Raw genomic sequence first — 19716 nt, 5'->3', positions numbered from 1 at the left:
CGATGCTGCGCCTGATCTGGGACCTCTCATTGCTTCTCGCGGGTCTGGCGCTGGTAGTAATGGTCTCGCTCGTTGTCCTTCGCGCCTTATCAACCTCGAGCCGCAAGCGGCTGCTCGCCGCGCGGCGGCGGCTCGCGCCGCTTCTTCTGGACGGCGACAGCGCGGCATACGGTGATATCGACGGGATGGCGGATTCGGTTGTGACTGAGCTGACCCTTGATCTCATCCAGCTTGTCCGCGGTGCCGAGCGAACGCAATTTATCGTCAAGGCGACCGAACTCGGCGTTCCCGAGCGGCTGAGGCGCCAGCTGCGCTCCGTTTCGCGGCGCCGGCGCGCGGCGGCCGTCCAGGGTCTCGCGCTGTTCGACGATGCAGCCTCGCGCGGCGCGTTGATGGACGCGCTCGGCGATCACGATGACGATATCAAGCTCGCGGCGGCTCTCGCCCTGGCGCGCGGGGAGACGCGCCCCGGGCTGGACGAAATCGTCGCCCGGCTTGGACTTCGCGACGAGCGATCCTCGCTGCTCACGATCACCCTGTTTCGGCATTATGCCGACTATGCGCCGGACGAGGTCCAGGAGCTGGTGCTCGATCTGGATTTACCCCTGTCCGTCCGCTTGGCCGCGATCGAGGCGCTGGCGAATACCGGCGATTATCGTCTCGTTCCAGCCATCGTGGAACTCGGGCTTCGCGCCCCCGAGCATAGCGAAGAATTGCCGCGCTACCTCCACGCGCTGGGCCGGATCGGCCATCCCGCCGCGCGCGAGGCAGTCCTCGCGGGTCTCGCCAGTTCCTCGATGCCCGCACGCGTCGCGGCCGCTGGCGCAGCGGGGCGGATTGCGCTGCTCGAAAGCGCCGAGCAGCTGACCGGGTTGCTCGGCGCGCCCGAATGGTGGGTGCGTTTCCGCGCCGCGGAAGCCCTGCTTCAGCTTGGTGGCCCAGGGATCGCCCATCTGCGGGGCGCTGCCGAGCATGGCGGCGAACTTGCGCGCGAAGCGGCCGCCGCCATGCTCGCAGAGCGCGGCATCGCTCCATGATGGAGATGCCCTCCTGGCTATTTCGTGCCGCCGAAATCGTCACGCTTCTCGTGATCGCCTGCGGACTTGTTCAGATATTATTCTACATCGTCCAACTGCTGTTCGCAGCCCTCGCGCTCCATCGCCGACCGGCCTACGCATCGACCAGCGCCTTATGGGATCGCTTCGCCGATATCGCGCCCTCGATTGCGATTGTCGCGCCCGCCTACAACGAAGAGCTTTCCATTATCGAAAGCGTCGAGGCGCTGCTCGCGCTCCATTATCCCGATTTCGAAGTCATCGTCGTCAACGATGGATCCAAGGACAAGACGCTCCGGGTCCTGATCGACCATTATTCGATGCGGCCCGTAACCCGCTACCACGACCGAGCCCTGGTCCATCGACCCATACGGCAGCTCTATGCGGCCCCCGAACGGCCGCGCCTTTGGCTCGTGGACAAGGAGAATGGCGGCAAGGCTGACGCGATGAATGCCGGGATCAATGTCGCTCGCACGCCGATCGTGTGCGTGATCGACGCCGACACGCTCCTCGAACCCGATGCGCTGATGCGCGCGGCGCGGCCCTTTATCGAAGACCCGGCGCGTACGGTAGCGGTGGGCGGCACCATCCGCATCGCCAACGGCTGCCGCGTCGAGGGAGGCCGCGTGCTGGAGGCGCATCTTCCCCGCAATTTTTTCGCGCTGGTACAGGTGGTCGAATATCTCCGCGCTTTTCTGATGGCGCGGCTGGGCTTGAGCGAGTTGCAGTCTCTCATGATCATCTCGGGTGCGTTCGGCCTGTTCCGCCGCAACAGCGTGATCGACGTAGGCGGGTTCAGCGCCGATACGGTTGGCGAAGACATGGAGCTGGTCGTAAAGCTTCACCGCCGGATGCGCGATTTGAAGCGTCCCTACCGGGTCGTCTATATTCCTGAACCCGTCAGCTGGACGGAGGCGCCCGAAACGGCAGCCATTCTCGGCAACCAGCGCGCCCGCTGGCAACGCGGGTCGCTCGAAACATTTCGCACGCACAAGGATATGTTCCTCAACCCCCGTTACGGCCGGATCGGGTTTCTGGGCTTCGGCCAGGTTTTCCTCGTCGACGTCATCGGCCCGCTTGTCGAGGTCGCGGGCTATCTGCTCGTTCCGCCGTTATGGATGCTCGGGCTCATTTCGGTCGATTATCTGCTCGCCTTTCTCGCGGTCATCTTCACCTTCGGGATATTCATCAGCGTCGCCACACTGATCCTAGAGGAAGTCCAGCTTCGCCGCCTGCCGCGGGCGCGGGACCTCGTCATTCTGACCGCCGTCGCGGTGCTCGAGAATTTCGGATACCGCCAGCTCAACAATTTCTGGCGCTTGCGCGGCTGGTGGCAGTTTCTGCGGAAAAAACAGGGCTGGGGTAAAATGGTCCGCAAGGGGTTTCAGCGTTCCTGACGCAGAGCCCGCAATTGATCGAGCAAGGCGAGCGCCAGAGGTTCGATCACGGCCGCCGGCGCCGCAGCGTCGATGGCTTCTTCGACCGCTCGGGCGGCTTCGCCGAGCGGTGCCTGACCGAACATTCCGGCGCGCCCAGCAAGGCTGTGGCACCGGGCCGAGAGATCGATCCAGTCGCGGCGCGCGAGGCATGCTTCGATAAAAGCGATGCTGCCGGTGGCCTCAACAAAGAAGCGCGCCGCCAAGGCGGCCAGGCGTTCGTCAAATTCGCTCATCGAGAAAATCCCGAACCTGTCCGGCGAGCGTCATCGGATCAAAAGGCTTGGCGATTACCCCGCGAGCGCCCAAGGCCTGCAGATGCGCGACTTCCTGAGCCTGGGTGCGCGCCGTGATGAAAACGATCGGGATTTTCGAGGTTGCGGGGTCGTCGCGCAGCAAGCCGAGCACCGCCGGCCCGTCAAGTTCGGGCATCATGACATCGAGCAGGATGAGCGCCGGCGCCCAGTCGCGTGCGGCGGCAATCCCCTCGCGGCCCGACGCGCTGGTTCTCACAGCAAATGCCGAATCGAGTTCGAGGGCCATCTGCGCGATTTCGCGAATGTCGGCTTCGTCATCGATATAGAGAATTCGATCGCTCATTCGCCCCTCTCCGCGTTGCGCCTTGCCCTATCGATCCGGTCGAGCATCTCGCGGACGAGAAGGTCGAGGCTCGCCCGCGATTTGACCAGGACGAGATCGACTCCCTCGGCTCCCCCTTCGATTTCCTGGGCGGTGAAGAGAATGATCGGGATAGCGCCCGAGCGCTTGCGCAGGGGAGCCACGAGATCGGTCCCGCACCCGTCAAGCATCCCCACGTCGAGGATGGCGCCGTCATATCGATGACGTCCCAACAGCGCCCGCGCCTCGGCAACGCTGGGGGTGGACTGCAAATTGGCCTTGTTCTCGAACATGCCGGCAACGACAGCGAGCATGTCCGGGTCATCGTCGACGTGGAGAATGACGGGCAGCGTCGAATTGCGCACACTCGATTCCGCCAGATCCGCTCGCGGCGTCATATTTGGCGGTTCGGCAGCCGGGAGGTCGACGTGGAAGACCGTTCCCTTCCCCTCCTCGCTTTCGAAACCTACCGAACCACCGAGCCGAACTACGATTTCGCGCACGATGCTCAGGCCCAAACCGGTTCCCCCTTTTTGGCGTGAATCCGAAGCATCTGCCTGGGCAAACTTCCCGAAAATCCGGTCACGGAAGGCTTCGGGAATGCCCGCGCCGCGATCGATGACACTGATGCGGCGGCGCCGATCGAGCGCTGACACCCGCACAGTCACGTTCCCCCCGCGCGGCGAGAATTTGATCGCATTGGAAAGGAGGTTCGAAACGACCTGCATCAACCGGTCTTCATCCGCCAATACCGCTGCATCGGAGTCAAAAGGTTCGATCTGAACAGATACGTCATATTCCCGCGCGAAGCCCGACATCTGTTGAGCCGCCTCATCGAGGATCGGGCGAAGTGCCAAAGACCGCACGTCGAACGGCATCCGCCCCGCTTCGATTTTCTCTATGTCGAGAATGTCGTTGATCAGCCGCACCAGCCGCGCGGCATTGCTGTGCGCAATCTCGACCAGGCGTGCGACCTTCGGTGATACGTCGCCGGCGGCGCCCCCACTGATAAGTCCGAGCGATCCCGCAATCGACGTCAACGGCGTTCGCAATTCATGGCTTACAGTTGCAACGAATTCGCTTTTCATCTGCTCGACCTCGCGCCGCTCGCTGATGTCGCGGATGACTGCGAGAAACAGCGTTGCGTCCGCCAAGTGAACCGGACTGACGGAAACCTCGAGCGGAAAGCTCGCTCCATCGCTTCGCCGCCCGACGAATTCCTGTATCTGCCTCGGGTGCGATTTCCTGTTCGCCACGAGACGGCGAAGGAAGGTTTCGATCTGGCCCCGGTCCGGCGCGATCTCGAAAAGCGATCCGATGTCGCGGCGAAGCATCGATTCCGGCGCCACGCCGAACATCGACGCCGCGGCTGGATTCAAACTCTCGATGCTGCCGCTCGGGTTGAGAACAATCATCCCGTCCTTGGCGCTGTCGAAGATCGCTTCCTGACGGGCGGCAAGATCCTGCGCGCGGCGGAACGCTCGCTTTCTCGCGGCTTGGCTCCGCGCGATGAAAAAGGCCGACAAGGCCAGCAACAATATCAACCCCGTCAACAGGATAAACGTGCGCTGCCTGAGCGCCTCGCGGGCCGCATCCGCAACCGTGATGCGTTCGCGAAGCCGCTGCCGCTCATTTTCCGAGATTTCCGAGACGAGCGAGCGGACCCGGTCCATCGATTCCTTACCCTCGCCGCTGGCGATCAGGCGTTCGGCTTCGGCGCGGTGCCCCGTTTCGACGAGGCCAATCGTCCGTGAGACAAACTGTCGCTTCTCGGCAGATGCCCGGCGAAGTTCTGCGATGTTTCTTGACGGGCCTTCGCCCGCGCGTCTGGCAAATGCATTGAGATTTGCTTCGATACGCGTCTCGGCATCTCTATAGGGTTGAAGAAATCCGGGGTCGCCGGTGATCACATAGCCCCGCTGACCAAGTTCGATATCCTGATGCCTAGTCAGGACGGCTTGCAGCGCCGCCCTTGCGTCATAGGAATCCGAGACGTCTTGGCGCAGGCGCGCATTCTGTTCAAAGCCCCGATCGACATCGACCACGAGGAAAAGGACGACAAGTAGCGCCGTGGCGCAGGTGCCGATTAGCAATCGATTTGACCAAATGGCGCGATGCAAACCCGAGATCCCGATATCCATTATGCGCTCAACGATCCGATACTGGACCAGCGAGTAGATAGCAGGACCGTTGCCGGCCCGCACCCCTCAAGTGACTATTATCGTAGGCTTCTAGAGGAAGTGGCGCCCTTGGGAGCTGCCCTGTGTCTCGGCCACTCGCCAATTGCTGCATGTCGGCTCTCGGCTGATGCGCTCCGAAATCAGGCAGCGGTCTCGTCCCCGAATATAATCTGATCATTCCCTATGCCCAGCCTAGACCCAGCAATGGCTCCGTTCGCCAATGACCACGCTCGCCCGAGCGCGGTCTCGGCTGGCACAATATGGTCGGGTTTTACGCCAACGCCTTCCCGGTCCCTGCCGTTGACAGGGTTGATCGAGCGCCCCTCTGGCAGCGAGAGCCGAACCCGTCCACGGGCCGATATGAATGAAACAGTCTCGTTGATGTAACCGACCAGACTCCCCGGGCGAACACAGACCATGACCATGCGACTTTGCTCGTTTCCCAAGGCTGTTTTGGATCGCTCGTCGCAGAAAACTGACACTGGCTCGATCGAGGATTTCTCATGATTTGCCACCGGCCTGTTCGCCTGAAAAATTGGCTACTTAGCGTGGCGGCAGCTGCTACGTTATTGACCGGCTTCGCACCGACGGCGTGGGCCGCTCCACAAGCGTCTTACCGTTCGACTACGACCTATCACAGAATTCAGATCGACGGCGTCGGCGTGTTCTATCGCGAAGCCGGACCGAAAGATGCGCCGACAATCGTCTTGCTGCATGGTTTTCCGACGTCATCTCGCCAGTATGACGCGCTCATCCCGCTGCTGGCCACTCGATACCACATCATCGCGCCGGATTACCCGGGCTTCGGACAAAGCGACGCACCCGACCCATCGGCCTTCCCCTATACCTTCGATCATCTCGCGAAAGTGATGGATGAGCTGCTGGTACGCCTCAAGGTCGAGCGTTACAGCCTGTACATTCACGATTACGGCGCTCCGGTAGGTTTCCGGATGATGCTGGCGCATCCAGAGCGATTGGAAGCGCTCATAACACAGAACGGCAATGCCTATCGAGAAGGCTTGGGCAAGAAATGGCCCGGAATTGCCGAATTTTGGGCCGATCCGAAAGGCCATCCGGAAGTTCTTGAAACCTTCCTGTCTTTCGAAACCACGATGCAGCGCCACATAGCCGGCACATCGCATCCAGAGCGTTATAATCCCGAAAGTTGGCTTAACGAGTTTGCGCATCTCGCAAAGCCAGGCCAGCGCGAGATCCAGTCCGCCTTGCTCTACGATTATCGGACCAACGTGGCGGCCTATCCGAAGTGGCAGGCTTGGCTTCGCGAACATCAGCCGCCGACCCTGGTTGTATGGGGAGCCAACGACCCATCCTTCATCGCCGCGGGGGGCGCCGCGTTCAAGAAGGACGTGCCTAATGCGGAAATTCACTTGCTCGATGCGGGCCACTTCGCTCTCGACGAGAAGAACGAAGAGATAGCGAGCCTGATCCTCGATTTTATGGGCAGACGCTCGGAATGAGCTGCTCTGAAACAATGTCATTTCCTCCCGTTGGCGCGACGGCGGGAAGCGATTTTGCGCCCGAAATAGCTTTCCCTTCATGGCAGCCGGTCCGGCGTCCACCCGGAATTGGGGATTTGCTCATCGCGGCTGCCGTTCAGCAAAATCCGGCCGTTTGCGGTCCGACCGCTTTGTGGACTGAAGAAAGACAAGCCGACGTCCGAGCATTCTCTTGGTCGAGCCGCATGCGACTGGCGCCGATACCGCGATCGACGCGGCCTCGGCGCGCTGCTTGGCCGTGTTCGCGCAGTCCGGCGAGGTTCTCGGGCCGGTCGGAACGGCCGTCATGGGCGGACTTCCGCAGCGCAGTACGACGGCCGGCTTCTGGCAGCCGCCTTTTCATCGATCATCCGCAGCCATGGCCGCCATTGCCACATCATGTCTCGCGTACAGGCCAGGAAGCCGGGCCCGTCATGCGCTTGATGTTTCTCGCCCCGCGCTGACGCTAAACTGCGGCCAACCCGTCCACAAGAATCTGCTTCATGAGAGCAAATTCCTTGTGCATCAGTTCAGACAGCGACCGTTTCCCTTCCTCCAGGTTGAAACGTTCGAGCGACAGGCGCACGATACTGACGACCATGGTGGCCGTCAGCCGCAACTCTTCGCGCATGGCAGGATCGGGCCATCGCGATTCCATAGCCAGGAACAATGTTTCTTCGTGCAGAATATAGTTGGCGCGCTTTCGGGCCAGCACCGCTTCGCTCGATCGCATGACCCTGTCAAAGATCAAAAGCTCGTCACGCGGCTGCGCGGCGGCAATGCCTTCGAGCACGTCGATCATGGTCGCCAACGGCGACTTACCCGCCGGCCGAGCCCTCAGCCCTTGTGCAAGCGCGTCCCCCATGCCGCCCGCCATTGACATCAGGATGTCGTCCTTCGACTTGAAATAATGGAAGACCGTGCGCCGCGAGATATTCGCCGCGTCGGCGATATCTTCCAGCGTCGTGGCCTCGTAGCCGCGCGCGATGAACAGCTTCTTCGCCGAATCCTGGATGCGATTATGGGTTTCGCGGCGCTTTCGCTCGCGCAAGCCCTCGCGGACGACCTTTCCCTCTGCTCTCGTCAATTTTGCCTCCGGTGCAATTTTTCACTTGGCGAAATCATTTGCACATTCTAGTGCATTTTTACACAGCGTGCAATTTTGATGAAAGAATTGGAAGATGGCTAAATGGACGGCGGCGGACATGCCCTCTCAGCGAGGGCGCACATTTGTGGTCACGGGCACGGGCGGCCTTGGGTATGAAGATGCGCTGGCTTTGGCGAAGGCGGATGCGGAGGTAATCCTCGCCGGTCGCAATACCGGAGCCGGCCAGGCAGCCGTAGAGCGGATCAAGGCCGAGGCTCGGGGCGCGAGGATCAGCTTCGCCCATCTCGACCTCTCGGACCTCGCGTCGGTTCGGCGCTTTTGCGGCCGGCTGGCGAGCGAGCGCGACGCGCTGGACGGCCTGATCAACAATGCCGGCGTGATGAACCCGCCGGTGCGGATGGAAACGGTAGACGGTTTCGAGTTGCAGTTCGGCACCAATTATCTCGGTCATTTCGTGCTGACCGCAGGGCTTCTGCCGCTCCTCAGGCGCGGCACCCGATCCCGCGTCGTGACCCTGTCCAGCATCGCGGCGCGTCAGGGCGACATTCATTTCGACGACCTCCACTTCGGCGAAGATTATCTCCCGATGAAAGCCTATGCGCAGTCCAAGATCGCCTGCCTTATGTTTGCGCTGGAATTGCAGAGACGGAGCGACGCGGGCGGCTGGGGCATCACCAGTATCGCGGCGCATCCAGGCGTGTCGCGAACCAACTTGCTGCTGAACACGCCAGGAGGCTCGGGGGCCGCGGGGGTCGCACGAAAATTGCTGGGCTTCCTGTTCCAGCCGGTCTGGCAAGGGGCTCTGCCGACGCTGTTCGCGGCAACCGCTCCCGAAGCCAAGGCCGGCGGCTATTATGGACCGGACAGGCTGGGCGAGACGCGTGGTTATCCCGCCGAAGCCCGTATTCCGGCGCCAGCACGAGAACCGGAAACGCTGCGCCTTCTGTGGACGGAATCCGGACGACTGACCAATACCAGCTTTCCTTGAGGGCCACCGAAATGCACAAATATATCGTCTTTACGGCCTTCGGAGTGCTGACGCTATTCGGCACGGCCCATTTTCTGATCGACGTCGTATCGCAACATTTTCGCGGACTGCATCGGCCGGGGCCGACCACCGATCTCTATTACGGTCTGCACAGCGCCTATGGCCTGGGACAGGCGGCCTTTGGTGCAATGGGGCTTTATGTGGCTTCGCGCGCGGCGCCCATGACGCATGCGTTGCCGCTGTTGATGCTTGCGTTGCTGGCAGGTCTCGGATGGCTCGGAATCTGCTTTCTCTTCATCGAGTATACGCAGCCGCGTTTTGCCGTCAGCCTCTATTGCGCGCTTATGCTGACGACATTGTTCACCCGGCAAACCGCCGCTGGGCGTCCTTGAAGCCTCTCACCGGTGCGGCGATCGCTTCCGGGCGGATCTGGCCGTTAGCGGCCAGACAGCTTTGGCCCGCCGTCGCAGAATGCAGACATTCCCAACCTCAAGGTCGCCGCCACGCGTTACAAGCTATCAAGCCGCCCCAGCATCGCGGCGATGCTGACGGCGCGCTCCCGTCCGATCCCCCATCCCGTCGCGTCCACCGACACGCGGATTGAAGGCGCCGGATCAACCGCGACCATAATGCAAAATGGTGATCAAAACCCAGTTCAATATCAACGTGGCTACGCAAAGCAAATCACCTCCGCCCTGCCATCGCGCGCCGCCCGATTCAGGCCAGGACGCAAAAGGAACGATACGCTGCACGGCGGATTGATGCCGCATGCACATGCGCTCCGGTCAGCAGGCCTCAGCGGTCCGTTCGCCAGCCTCCAACTGGGCCGATCGCTCGCGCCGCTGGGCACGGACGGCGTGGACGCCCGCCTGGCTCGAGCGACGCCCGCGACCGCTGCGTATCGCTATCAGGACGGTCGCGATCATCCTGCTTTTTATCTTCGCGATCTGGCTGGTGCTGTTCATCACGAAGGGCCATTTCCTCAAAGGCCCGTTCGAGCGGTTCGCAACGGCGCAGCTCGAACGCGAAGTCGAAGTTGGCGGCGACTTCGAGCTCTATTTCGCGCCCTTCAACGTCAAATTCTATGCCGAGAACATCCGCATCGCAAACCCCGCATGGGCGCGCGAAAAGCAGTTCTTCACGGCCAAAAAGGTCGATACGAGGCTTGCCACCCTGCCGCTCATGTTCGGAAACCGCATCCTGCGGTTCGCCGATCTCGACGGTGCACAGATCGCGCTCGAATGGGACGCCGGAAACAATCGCAACAGCTGGACCTTTGGCGACCCGAACCGCCCGCCCGAGCCGCTCGAACTGCCGCAAATCCGCCGCGCCGCGATCACGCGGAGCGGCCTCACCTATCGCGATCCCAAACTGCAGCTTTTCGCCGACATCGATATCGACACCGTGCGCGCGGCCGGCACGCGCATCAACGACGATATCGGCTTTTCGGGACGCGGGGCGATGCGCGCGCAGCCCTTCTCCCTGTCGGGCGGCCTCAAATCGCCGAACGCGACGATTGCCGGGGGTAAGAACGCCCTGACGCTTCACGCGGTCGGGCTCGGCAACACGCTCGATGTGTCGGGGACGCTGCCGGGGCCGACCGAGCTTGAAGGCGCCAACCTCAAGCTACGGGCGCGCGGCGGCAATCTGTCGCGCATTTTCGATTTTCTCGGCGTCGCGATCCCCGACACCCGGGCCTATCGCGTCACATCCGCTTTGACCTATGAAAACGAGGTTTGGAAGTTGACGGGGATGAAGGGAATGTTCGGCGACAGCGATCTGGCCGGTTCGCTCGCGGTCAGCCGGCCGAAGGGACGGCTGTACCTCAAGGCCGACCTTACCACGCGTTCGCTCGACATTATCGATGCAGGGCCCTTCGTGGGTTATGATCCGCAGCGGCTCGACACGATGGGCACCGGCGGCACGATCGAAACCGTCGGCGGCCGCCCGCGCGTGCTGCCCGACGCGCCGCTGCGCGTCGAGGCATTGAAGCGCTTCGACGCCGACGTTCGTTACCGAGTCACGCGCGTGCGTGCCGAGAGTTTCCCGATCAGCAATGTCGACCTGACGCTCGCGCTCAAGAACGGCCTCCTGGAGTTGAAGCCGTTCAATTTCATCGTCGCGGGCGGCAGGGTCAAAAGCGACATCGCGATCGACACGCGCCCCGCGGCGGTGCGCACCGAATATGACGTCCGCCTATCGCCGACGCGGCTCGGTACCTTGCTCGCGCGCTTCGGAACGGAGAAATCGGGTACGACAGGAACGGTCAGCGGACGCATGCGGATGGTGGGCTTCGGCGACAGCGTGCGCGAGTCGCTTGCGACGTCGAACGGCCGGATCGCTTTCGTCCTGCCGCAGGGCACCTTCTGGACGCGTAACATCCAGCTCGCCGAACTCGATATCGGGACTTTCGTGCAGAAGATGTTCCAGGACAAGCTCAAAAAGCCGGTCGAAATCAACTGCGGGGTGATCGCCTTCACCGTGCGCGGCGGGATCGCAGCGGCCGACCCGATCCTGATCGACACCAAGAAGAATGTAATGCTGGGCCGCGGCGGATTCTCGTTCCGCAACGAGGCGATCGACATGGCGGTGCGCGCCGACGGCAAGACCTTCAGCCTCTTTTCGGGCCAGTCGCCCCTCGGGGTCGAGGGCCATTTCGCGGCGCCGAAGATCGATCCCATCAGCGACGAACTTGCGGGCCGCGCCGGCGCTGGGCTCGGTCTGGGCATTCTCGCCAGCCCCGTGGGATTGATCATTCCATTTATCGATCCCGGCGATGCGAAGGCGGCGCAGTGCGGTCCCGTGCTCGCCGGCGCGACCGCGGCCGCCCAGCGCACCAGCAAGGGCAAGCCGCGCGACGATGTCGGCAAGGGCACGACCGCCAAGTCCGAGGATGGCAAGCAGTCGGCCGACGGTCGAAAGAAGCAACGCAAGAAGTTCCTCGGTATCTTCTGAAATCAACTCCCGCACCGCTGCTCATGGCCGTTAGCGGACCAGCTAGTTTTAGCGCGACATTGTGCAAAGTGGCCAGTCAGTCGATGTCGAAGACGCGACAGGAGCCCGGTCAGGTCGGTACGGTGACACGGGATTTGAATAGAAGTAGCGCTAATCCCGCCACCAGTAGGGCCGCGTTGACGATCCATACGACAGTATCGACCGAAGAGGCACCGTCACGAAGCGTGAAGTGCACCGCGCTGGCAAGGAGCATCAACGCGCCGGTAGTCGTAGTGCCCCAGCGGCGAAGCCGGGCTGCGTCGATGCGGATCGCGAGCAGCCAGAAAAGGAGCGATACGATAACCCAGGTCGCGATCGCCGCCCCCGCCGTTCCCGGGGCCAGCGCAGCGATCGCGGCGGCGGCGAAGCCCGCGGGCTGGCCCCAGACAGTCGCGGCCCAGACGCGTTCCCAGCCGGGCGCGGGGCGGCCCTTGTCGCGGCGGCGCGCGAGCCAGATGTTGACCCCGCTCGCGGCGAGATAGGAGAGCGCGAGGCCGAGCAGAAAATAGACGATCTTGACGATCCCGCCGCCGAACCAGCCGAAATGGAGCTGGCCCATGCCGCCGAGCAGGTCCTCTCCGAAGTTGTTGTCGGCGGCCTTTTGCGCGTTGTAGATGCTGGCGTCGCGGCGGAAGGCGTAGCTGTCGACCCCCGCCATGCGGTCGGGCTGCTCGACGTTGAACAGCGCGGCGCCGCCCATCTCGGTCGGATGTTCGGTGAAAATATAGGTGAGGCGGCCGCCGTCCTGCGGCAGCTTCGCGAACATGGGCCGCAGGTCGAGCACCGGTGCGGGGCGCGGGTCGTCGACCGGCGGCGGCGGGAAGAAGAGCGCATAGACCTTGTTCACGTCGCCGTTGAACATCGCCATGCCGAGCACCCCGACGATGATCGTGGTGAGCCCGAGGAAGGCCCCGGTCAGCGAGATGATGATGTGGAAGGGCAGCGCCCAGACGCCGAGCCGGTTGTGGAGGTCGGCCTCCTGCAACCGCTTCGATCCCCCCAAGCGCAGGTGGAAGGCGTCGCGGAAGATGCGCGGGTGCGCGAGGATGCCCGAGACGAGCGACGACAGGAGCGCAACGCCGATCAGCCCGACAAGGAAGATGCCCCAGGTGACGGGGAGGTGGAGGTTGATGTGGAGGCGGGTGATGAACTCGGTCCAGGCGAAGTCCTTGCCTGGCGCGATCCGGCCGCTTTCGTCAGCGAGATATTCGCGGTCGGCGTCGGCATCGACGTGGAGGAGGAGGCGCGGGAAATCAGCGCTGGGGAGCGTGATATAGACGTGCTCGACCCCCGCGCCCCCCGCAGCGATCGCGCCTTCGAACGCGGTCTGGACGGCATCGGGGGTGACGTCGGTGACGTGTGGGCCGGCGGCGCTTTCCCAGCGCTGAAACTCGTGCGCGAAGACCGCGATGCTGCCCGAAAGGCAGACAAGGTAGATGAGCGCAGCGAAGGCGAGGCCAAGGCTGCTGTGCCCGCGAAGCACCGCGCGGACGAAGCCCGCGGGGATGCGCGACATCAGGTCTTTCGGCTTCCTGGGCTTCGGCGCGGGGGTGGCGGCGGTCATGCAAAGCCCTTCACGATGGCGGCGGTAAAGCTGACCAGCGCGACGCAGGTAAGCACGGCGGTCGCGCGGAGGATGCGGTTGTCGGCGAGTGTCCACGCCATGCACGCGCCCCAGGCGACGGGGACGATCATTCCCCCGACGACGAGGCGCGTCTGCTGCTCGCCGGGGGCAAGCGCGGCCCAGGCGATGCCGACGCCCATTGCGGCGATCATGCCGATCGGTCCCGCGAGCAACCAGCGCAGCGTCTCGCGCCAGCGGGTCGTCGCGCGGTCGGAGGGTTCGGGCGCGAGGCTTTCGCGCGCTGCGCGGGCTTTCGCCTGACGAACGCTATAGTTCGCGGCGACGATGCCAAGCGCGGCGGCGGGGACGATCGCGAGCGCGACGAAAGGCCCGCGCGCGGGGCCGAGCACCCAGGCGGGAAGGAGGGTCGCGGCGGCGACGAGCAGCCAGCCGCCGAGCACCAGACTCGCCTTCTGGTCCCTGCCCTGCCACGAACGGCGCAGCAACCAGACGCCCGTGCCAGCCGCCACGCCGATCAACAGCGCCGGCCAAAGCGCCGGAGTGTCTTCCATATGTCCCCCTATGTCCTTCTGCCTAACTATTGACTCGCATTCGCAATAGCAATAGCGGCCCCGTCGTTAGCCAAGCGGGGAGCTAAAGACAATGACCAAGACGATCCGGCCGGTTCTGGCCCTGATGCTGGCGAGCGCGGCGATGCCGCTGCACGCCGAGGAAGCCGCGATGGATGCCGCCGCCGAAGCGGGCGATGTCGGGACGGGCCACGAGATCGTCGTCACCGGCATGAAGTTCGACCGGACGTTGCAGGACACGCCCGAAAGCGTGAAGGTCTTCACCGCCGAAGAGATCGACCGGCAGAATCTGATCAGCGTCTATGACCTGATCGACCGCACCGCGAACCTGTCATCTACCTTCGCCAAATCGGGTTTCAACATCCGCGGCATTTCGAACAAGAATGTCTCGGGCTATGGCTTCGGCAACCTTGCGACCATCTATCTCGACGGATCGCCGCTGCCGACCGAGGCGGCGGGCGGCGGGCCGCTCGACCTTTGGGATCTCGAGCAGGCCGAGATCCTGCGCGGGCCGCAGTCGACCCTGCAGGGGCGCAACGCGCTCGCGGGCGCGATCATCCTCAAGACCGCCGACCCCAGCTTCGACTGGCGCGGAAAAGCGCGCGCGATGATCACCGACGCCGACGGCGAATATCGCCTCGCCGCCGCGATCGGCGGGCCGATCGCGGGCGATGTGCTGGCGTTCCGCGTCGCGGGCGAGCTGGCGCGCGGCGACGGGCTGATCAGGAACCGGCTGAGCGGCGGCCATTATGCGAAGACGAACAGCGAGGTCGTGCGCGCCAAATTGCTGTTTACCCCCGCGGGCGCCGACGGCATCCAGATCAAGGCGTCCTATCTCTATGACCGCCATTTCGGCAACGACGGGCGCGGCTATGTGTTCAGTGATGAACCCGGCGCCTGGGACGATCGCACCGTCGAGGCGAACCGTCCGACCTATACGAAGACGAGCTCCGACCTGTTCACCTTCGACGTGGCATTGCCGCTCGGCCATGTCTTCACCATGTCGTCGGTGAGCACCTACAACCACCTCAAGACCTTTTCGACCTATGACGGCGAATTGCGCCCCGAGGACGAGGCCTATGGCGATTTCTTGACCGACCAGAAGATCTTCAGCCAGGAAATGCGGCTGAACTTCGATACCGGCCCGCTGCAGGGTCTGATCGGCGGCTTTTATTCGCGGCTGAAAAACCCGCGGTCGGATTCGAACAGCACGTTCAGCCTCGATCCCGACGTCGACCTGGGCCTGACGGCGCAGGTCGCGGCGTTGCTCCAAACCCAGTCCGGGCTGCCCGCCGATCAGGCGCTGGGGCTCGCCCAGTTGGCGCGCAGCTATTACCCGCCGCGCGTCTTCATCTCGTCGGACCAGCGCTATGCGGTCGACATCGAAACGATGGCCCTGTTCGGCGACGCGAGCTGGGAGGTCGCACCGGGGCTGAAATTGCTCGCGGGCTTCCGCTACGATCAGGAGCGGCAGAAGGTCGCGAACGACAATGTCGTCATCCTCAACACGGTGCTGCCCGACCCGGCGGCCGCCCCCGATCCGACGCTCGGCCTGATCCTCCAGCAGATCAACGGCCTGCTGCTCCAGACCGTCGCCGACGCGAACAGCGCCGGGCCCGAATCGACTACAACCTATAAGGCGTTCCTGCCCAAGGGCGGAATTTCGTGGGAATTCGCGCCCGACAAGACGGTCAGCGCGATCGTCCAGCGCGGTTATCGCTCGGGTGGCAGCGGGGTGAACCCCGGCCGCGCGACAACGCATGTCTATGATCCCGAATATACGTGGAATTACGAGCTGTCGCTGCGCACCCAATGGCTCGACCGGCGGCTGACCTTCAACGCCAACGCCTTTTACATCGAATGGAAGGACCAGCAGGTCTATGTCCAGCTGTCCGACAATGTCTATGATTATGAGACGCAGAATGCGGGCAGCTCGCGCGTATGGGGTTTCGAGGTCGAGAGCGATTTCGACGTCACTGACCGGCTGAACGTCTATGGCTCGGTCGGCTATGCGAACAGCAAGTTCCTCGATTTCGAAACGGGCAATGGGCAGGTGCTCGACCTGTCGGGCTTCGAATTCGCCAACGCGCCGCGCTGGACCTGGGCGGCGGGGCTCGACTGGCGCCATCCGTCGGGTTTCAATGCCAACCTCAACGTCAATTATCGCGGTCCGCAGTTCCAGGACATTCGCGACCAGAGCGGCGGCCGAAATGTGCCCTCGCGCACCTTGGTCAACGCCAAGGTTGGATACGCAAATGACTATTTCGGCACATACTTGGTCGCGACGAACATCTTCGACGACGAATATTACGACTATCAATATGAGAATGCCGGCCGGATGCAGGCGCTGTTCGGTGAGCCCCGAATGATCGGGCTGACTCTGGAAGGCAGATTTTAACCTTGCCGGCTGCTGGCCGGTTGCTGACAGTCAGGTTGCCACGCGCCGAGCGCGAATAGCGGACGCCCAGTGGTCCACGTCCGTCAACTATTCGGACAGCTCTACGCGGCGTACGGAATGGCGCCCGTGATGATCGCGGCCAAGGTCATGATGAGGCTTATCCCAACCGCATATTTTAGCGCGAACCGCTGCGCATCTGCGACATCGACCCCAAGCAATCCGCACGCCAGATAGACGGGAGCGAGCAGCGGGCTCAGTGAATGGACGGGACCACCCATCAGCGATGCGCGCGCAATCGCCTCAGCCGGAATTCCGTGGGCGACGCCGGCCTGTGCCAGCACCGGTACCACGCCAAAATAATAGGCGTCGTTCGACATGACGAACGTCAGTGGCAAGGCAAGCAAGGCGGTGATCGGCGCGAGATAGACTCCGAGTGCGTCGGGCACGCCGGCGAGCAGCGCACGCGCCATCGCATCGGTCATGCCGGTGCCGCCCAGGATGCCGGTAAAAGCGCCGGCCGCGAAGATCAGCACCACCACCATGACCACATTGTCGGCGTGCGTCGCAATCCTTTCGCGCTGATCGGAGAGTTTCGGATAATTGACGGTGAGCGCCACGGCGAGCGCCCCCATAATCAGCACCGGTAAGGGTGCGATTCCGGTGACCATTCCGGCCATCAGCGCGGCGGTCAGCAGCAGATTGAACCAGAACAAGCGCGGACGCCGCTCGGGGCGGTCCGCCGCGACGGCAGGTACCGGCGTCGCGCGCGCGCCCGCTTTCCACCCCAGCCGCGCCCGTTCGCGCGTTCCGAACCACCACGCCAGTGCTGCGAGCGCCGCGAGAGCAATGAGCATGGCTGGCACCAACGGCAGGAACACCTCGTGGACGAGGTCGACCTTGACCGCGGCGGCAGCGCGCGCCGACGGGCCTCCCCAGGGAAGCAGGTTCATGATGGCGTTGCTGCTGCCAAGCAGCATCGCGAGGATCAGGGGATTCATTCCGATCGCGCGATAGAGCGGAAGCATCGAGGTAATAACGATCAAGGCGGTGGTCGTGCCGTCGCCGTCCAGCGAGACGAGCGAGGACAGCGCCATCGTTCCGATCGCAATGCGAACGGGATCGTCGCCCACGACAGCAAGGATGCGGTTGACCAAAGGGTCGAAAAGTCCCGAATCCATCATCACTGCGAAATAGAGGACCGCGAACGCCAGCATCGTCGCAATTGGCGCCACGTCGACGATGCCCTTGAGCATCATGTCCCCGAGGCCGGGCCCGGCGCCGGCGAGAAGGCCGCCAACGATGGGAACCGCGATCAACGCGGCGGCCGCCGACATCCGTTTGATCATGATGAGGACGATGAACAGCAGGACGGTCGCGAAACCCAGCAGCGCCAATGTCATCGTGAATATCCTTCGGAATAAGGTCGCCGTGAGTGCTGCAGAATGTCAACCGCGGAGGCCGGAGTCGATCCGGCCTGCCATTCGCATCCCGGCGCCGTCCTCAGGCGACGTCGTCAGTCGGCCAGTTCGACGTCGAGCAGCGGCACATATTGCTGCCCCGAGTGCATGTCGCGTTCGACCATGCCGCCCTGCGGGAACGTTCGCGGATAGGAAATCTTGATCATCGAAAGATCGTCGACCGGAATACGCTTCACCATGCTCGCATCGGCGCCGTAGAGGCGCGCGAAGCTGTCGGCCGACAGCGCGGGATCGGTATGATAGCGCGTAAAACTGGCCGGCCCGTCGAAGAATATATCGAAGGTGACCCAGAAGGGGCCGGCGTTCTTCGACCGGATCTCGTGGCAGACGTCGCGAAGCTTAACCATGGACCGCCTCCTTTTGTGCTGCAGCCGACCCCGATGCCAGATCGACATATTCGATCCGGACCAGTTCGAACGGATCGTCGAGCGCAACGATGTGGTTCAGCCGGAATTCGAAGAACTGGCCGCACGGCACGTCGGCCGGGCTCAGCATGAAGCCATAACTCGGAATTTCCTTGTTCATCACATTGGGATAATGGAAGAAATAGGGGTTGCACGCATGCGCGATCGCATTGGCCAGTTCCTGCGTATCGGCAGTGGCGACGAAGACCATGCCGATCTCGGGCGGGGGCGGCCTATCCGGTGGCACCGGCTTGCCGTCGATGCCGTTCCATCCGTACATGCGAAGCGAAATATGGAATTCGCCAAGCGCCTCGGCCGGGAAGGACTTGCGGGTTCGCTCATATAGCGCGGCCAGCAGCTTATCGTGAAAATTCTCGATGTCGCTCAGCACTTCCGGATTCCGGATACCGACCAGCATCATCGTCTGATACTGTCCCGCGCTCGCGCCTTCGAGCTTCATCGAATAGGGGCCTGGCTCCCATCCCGATCCGCTTACCGAGACGGTTCGCTCATCCAACTGCGTGTAGCGTGCGCGCGTTACGTCGAGCACGCCGCCGGGTTCGGCAAGCCGGAAGGGATCGGTATTCTCGTACAGCATATGCGCAGACACGCTATGGACAGAACAACGATTGTCGTCGCTCAGTGGCGCGACCTCGAAGCCGTCGGCCTTGACGGTCAGCATGACGCCCGAACCCAGCGTCGGATTGACCGAACATTGGACGCCGCATTCGCCCGTCTTGCCCGCGTGCCACGCCGGCCCCCACGGCGCTCCCTTCCAGATCGGATAGCAAGCGAGCACCGCGGTATCGGTCGACCGTCCGCCGAGGATGATGTCGGCGCCGCCGTCGAGCGCGGCGATAAAATGTTCGACGCCGAGCGCGGCGACGATATGTTCGCACTGGTCGATGACCTCGTCCTCCAGCGGGCCGAGCGGCGGCAGGGGTTGGATACGGCCTGCGGCGTTGAGCCGCTTGATCGTCGCCTTGTCCTGTTCGCAATGAATGAGCGCAATCTTCGGCGCCGTTCCGAGCTCGGCCGCGACCTCCTCGACGATCTCGCGCGTCCATTGAAGGTTGAGGTCCCCCCCCGCCTGCCCCGAGGTTCCGATGATGATCGGAATGCCATGCTCGGCCTGCGCCCGCATCAAAATCTCGAGGTCACGCTTGACCGCGCCGCGACTGTTCTTCGACTTGCCGAGCGCGAGATAGGCAGCGCCGCTATCGGTCGACCCGGCATCCGACGCGATCACATGCGCACCCTCCGCTATGCCGTAGGCGATCTCGCTTTCGCGCACCCCCGCGCCGAGCGAGCCGCACGGCACGAGCACCTTGATCGGGCCGGCGAACGCGTCGGCGGCTGGCGGCTGTTCTGTCACGCTTTACGCTCCTTCATCTCAAATCGTCGTGG

At 63.1% G+C, this 19716-nt stretch carries 16 protein-coding genes; 7 read left to right on the top strand and 9 right to left on the bottom strand.

Annotation, left to right across the window (positions count from 1 at the left end):
• Positions 1–2: 2 nt before the first annotated feature.
• Both VSX79_RS06390 and VSX79_RS06385 read left to right on the top strand, forming a co-directional pair.
• On the top strand, positions 3–1037 hold the full coding sequence (locus VSX79_RS06390) for a HEAT repeat domain-containing protein (protein ID WP_326914862.1): 1035 nt from the start codon (positions 3–5) through the stop codon (positions 1035–1037).
• Positions 1034–2452 (top strand): glycosyltransferase family 2 protein, encoded by a 1419-nt coding sequence (locus VSX79_RS06385; protein WP_326914861.1) that lies wholly within the window; start codon positions 1034–1036, stop codon positions 2450–2452. The genes VSX79_RS06390 and VSX79_RS06385 overlap by 4 nt, the downstream gene beginning before the upstream one ends.
• Here the strand turns inward: VSX79_RS06385 and VSX79_RS06380 are convergent.
• Genes VSX79_RS06380 through VSX79_RS06370 form a run of 3 tightly spaced genes read right to left on the bottom strand, consistent with a single transcriptional unit; the run spans position 2440 to position 5250 of the window.
• A complete protein-coding gene (locus tag VSX79_RS06380) occupies positions 2440–2727 on the bottom strand; it encodes an Hpt domain-containing protein (protein WP_326914860.1) in 288 nt (95 codons plus the stop codon). The genes VSX79_RS06385 and VSX79_RS06380 overlap by 13 nt on opposite strands.
• Positions 2714–3091 (bottom strand): response regulator, encoded by a 378-nt coding sequence (locus tag VSX79_RS06375; protein WP_326914859.1) that lies wholly within the window; start codon positions 3089–3091, stop codon positions 2714–2716. Before VSX79_RS06375 ends, VSX79_RS06380 begins: the two co-directional genes overlap by 14 nt.
• The gene (locus VSX79_RS06370; RefSeq protein ID WP_326914858.1) at positions 3088–5250 is read right to left on the bottom strand and encodes an ATP-binding protein; all 2163 of its coding nucleotides are present in this window, start codon (positions 5248–5250) and stop codon (positions 3088–3090) included. Before VSX79_RS06370 ends, VSX79_RS06375 begins: the two co-directional genes overlap by 4 nt.
• 542 nt (positions 5251–5792) lie before the next feature.
• On the opposite strand from VSX79_RS06370, the gene VSX79_RS06365 reads away from it, so the two are divergent.
• Positions 5793–6767, top strand: coding sequence for an alpha/beta fold hydrolase (locus tag VSX79_RS06365; protein WP_326914857.1), 975 nt, complete (start codon positions 5793–5795; stop codon positions 6765–6767).
• Between the two features lie 484 nt (positions 6768–7251).
• Here the strand turns inward: VSX79_RS06365 and VSX79_RS06360 are convergent, their stop codons facing one another.
• Positions 7252–7872, bottom strand: coding sequence for a TetR/AcrR family transcriptional regulator (locus tag VSX79_RS06360; RefSeq protein ID WP_326914856.1), 621 nt, complete (start codon positions 7870–7872; stop codon positions 7252–7254).
• 94 nt (positions 7873–7966) lie between these two features.
• Between VSX79_RS06360 and VSX79_RS06355 the strand changes: the two genes are divergently transcribed.
• The 3 genes from VSX79_RS06355 (at position 7967) to VSX79_RS06345 (ending at position 11836) form a co-directional block, all read left to right on the top strand.
• Positions 7967–8881 (top strand): SDR family oxidoreductase, encoded by a 915-nt coding sequence (locus tag VSX79_RS06355; protein ID WP_326914855.1) that lies wholly within the window; start codon positions 7967–7969, stop codon positions 8879–8881.
• A gap of 11 nt (positions 8882–8892) precedes the next feature.
• Positions 8893–9273, top strand: coding sequence for a hypothetical protein (locus VSX79_RS06350; RefSeq protein ID WP_326914854.1), 381 nt, complete (start codon positions 8893–8895; stop codon positions 9271–9273).
• A 376-nt stretch (positions 9274–9649) separates the two neighbouring features.
• Positions 9650–11836, top strand: coding sequence for an AsmA family protein (locus VSX79_RS06345; protein WP_326914853.1), 2187 nt, complete (start codon positions 9650–9652; stop codon positions 11834–11836).
• Between the two features lie 109 nt (positions 11837–11945).
• Here the strand turns inward: VSX79_RS06345 and VSX79_RS06340 are convergent, their stop codons facing one another.
• Complete coding sequence (locus tag VSX79_RS06340) at positions 11946–13439, bottom strand: PepSY-associated TM helix domain-containing protein (RefSeq protein WP_326914852.1); 1494 nt, start codon at positions 13437–13439, stop codon at positions 11946–11948.
• Positions 13436–14011 carry a hypothetical protein gene (locus tag VSX79_RS06335; protein WP_326914851.1) on the bottom strand — a complete coding sequence of 192 codons (576 nt, stop codon included), beginning with the start codon at positions 14009–14011 and terminating at the stop codon, positions 13436–13438. The genes VSX79_RS06340 and VSX79_RS06335 overlap by 4 nt, the downstream gene beginning before the upstream one ends.
• Before the next feature lie 91 nt (positions 14012–14102).
• Here VSX79_RS06335 and VSX79_RS06330 point away from each other — a divergent pair, with 91 nt between their 5' ends.
• On the top strand, positions 14103–16427 hold the full coding sequence (locus tag VSX79_RS06330; RefSeq protein WP_326914850.1) for a TonB-dependent receptor: 2325 nt from the start codon (positions 14103–14105) through the stop codon (positions 16425–16427).
• Between the two features lie 101 nt (positions 16428–16528).
• On the opposite strand, the gene VSX79_RS06325 is transcribed toward VSX79_RS06330, so the two are convergent.
• From VSX79_RS06325 to VSX79_RS06315, 3 genes are all read right to left on the bottom strand, one after another.
• Complete coding sequence (locus VSX79_RS06325; protein ID WP_326914849.1) at positions 16529–17827, bottom strand: CitMHS family transporter; 1299 nt, start codon at positions 17825–17827, stop codon at positions 16529–16531.
• Between the two features lie 113 nt (positions 17828–17940).
• Positions 17941–18252 (bottom strand): DUF4387 domain-containing protein, encoded by a 312-nt coding sequence (locus VSX79_RS06320; protein ID WP_326914848.1) that lies wholly within the window; start codon positions 18250–18252, stop codon positions 17941–17943.
• Entirely contained in the window at positions 18245–19684 is a 1440-nt protein-coding gene (locus VSX79_RS06315) for an acyclic terpene utilization AtuA family protein (RefSeq protein ID WP_326914847.1), read from the bottom strand. The genes VSX79_RS06320 and VSX79_RS06315 overlap by 8 nt, the downstream gene beginning before the upstream one ends.
• Positions 19685–19716 lie beyond the last annotated feature (32 nt).

The sequence above is a fragment of the Sphingopyxis chilensis genome, assembly GCF_035930445.1.
Taxonomy (GTDB): domain Bacteria; phylum Pseudomonadota; class Alphaproteobacteria; order Sphingomonadales; family Sphingomonadaceae; genus Sphingopyxis; species Sphingopyxis chilensis.
Note: the sequence above shows the minus strand (reverse complement) of the source record. Positions and strands in the feature narration are given on the sequence as shown.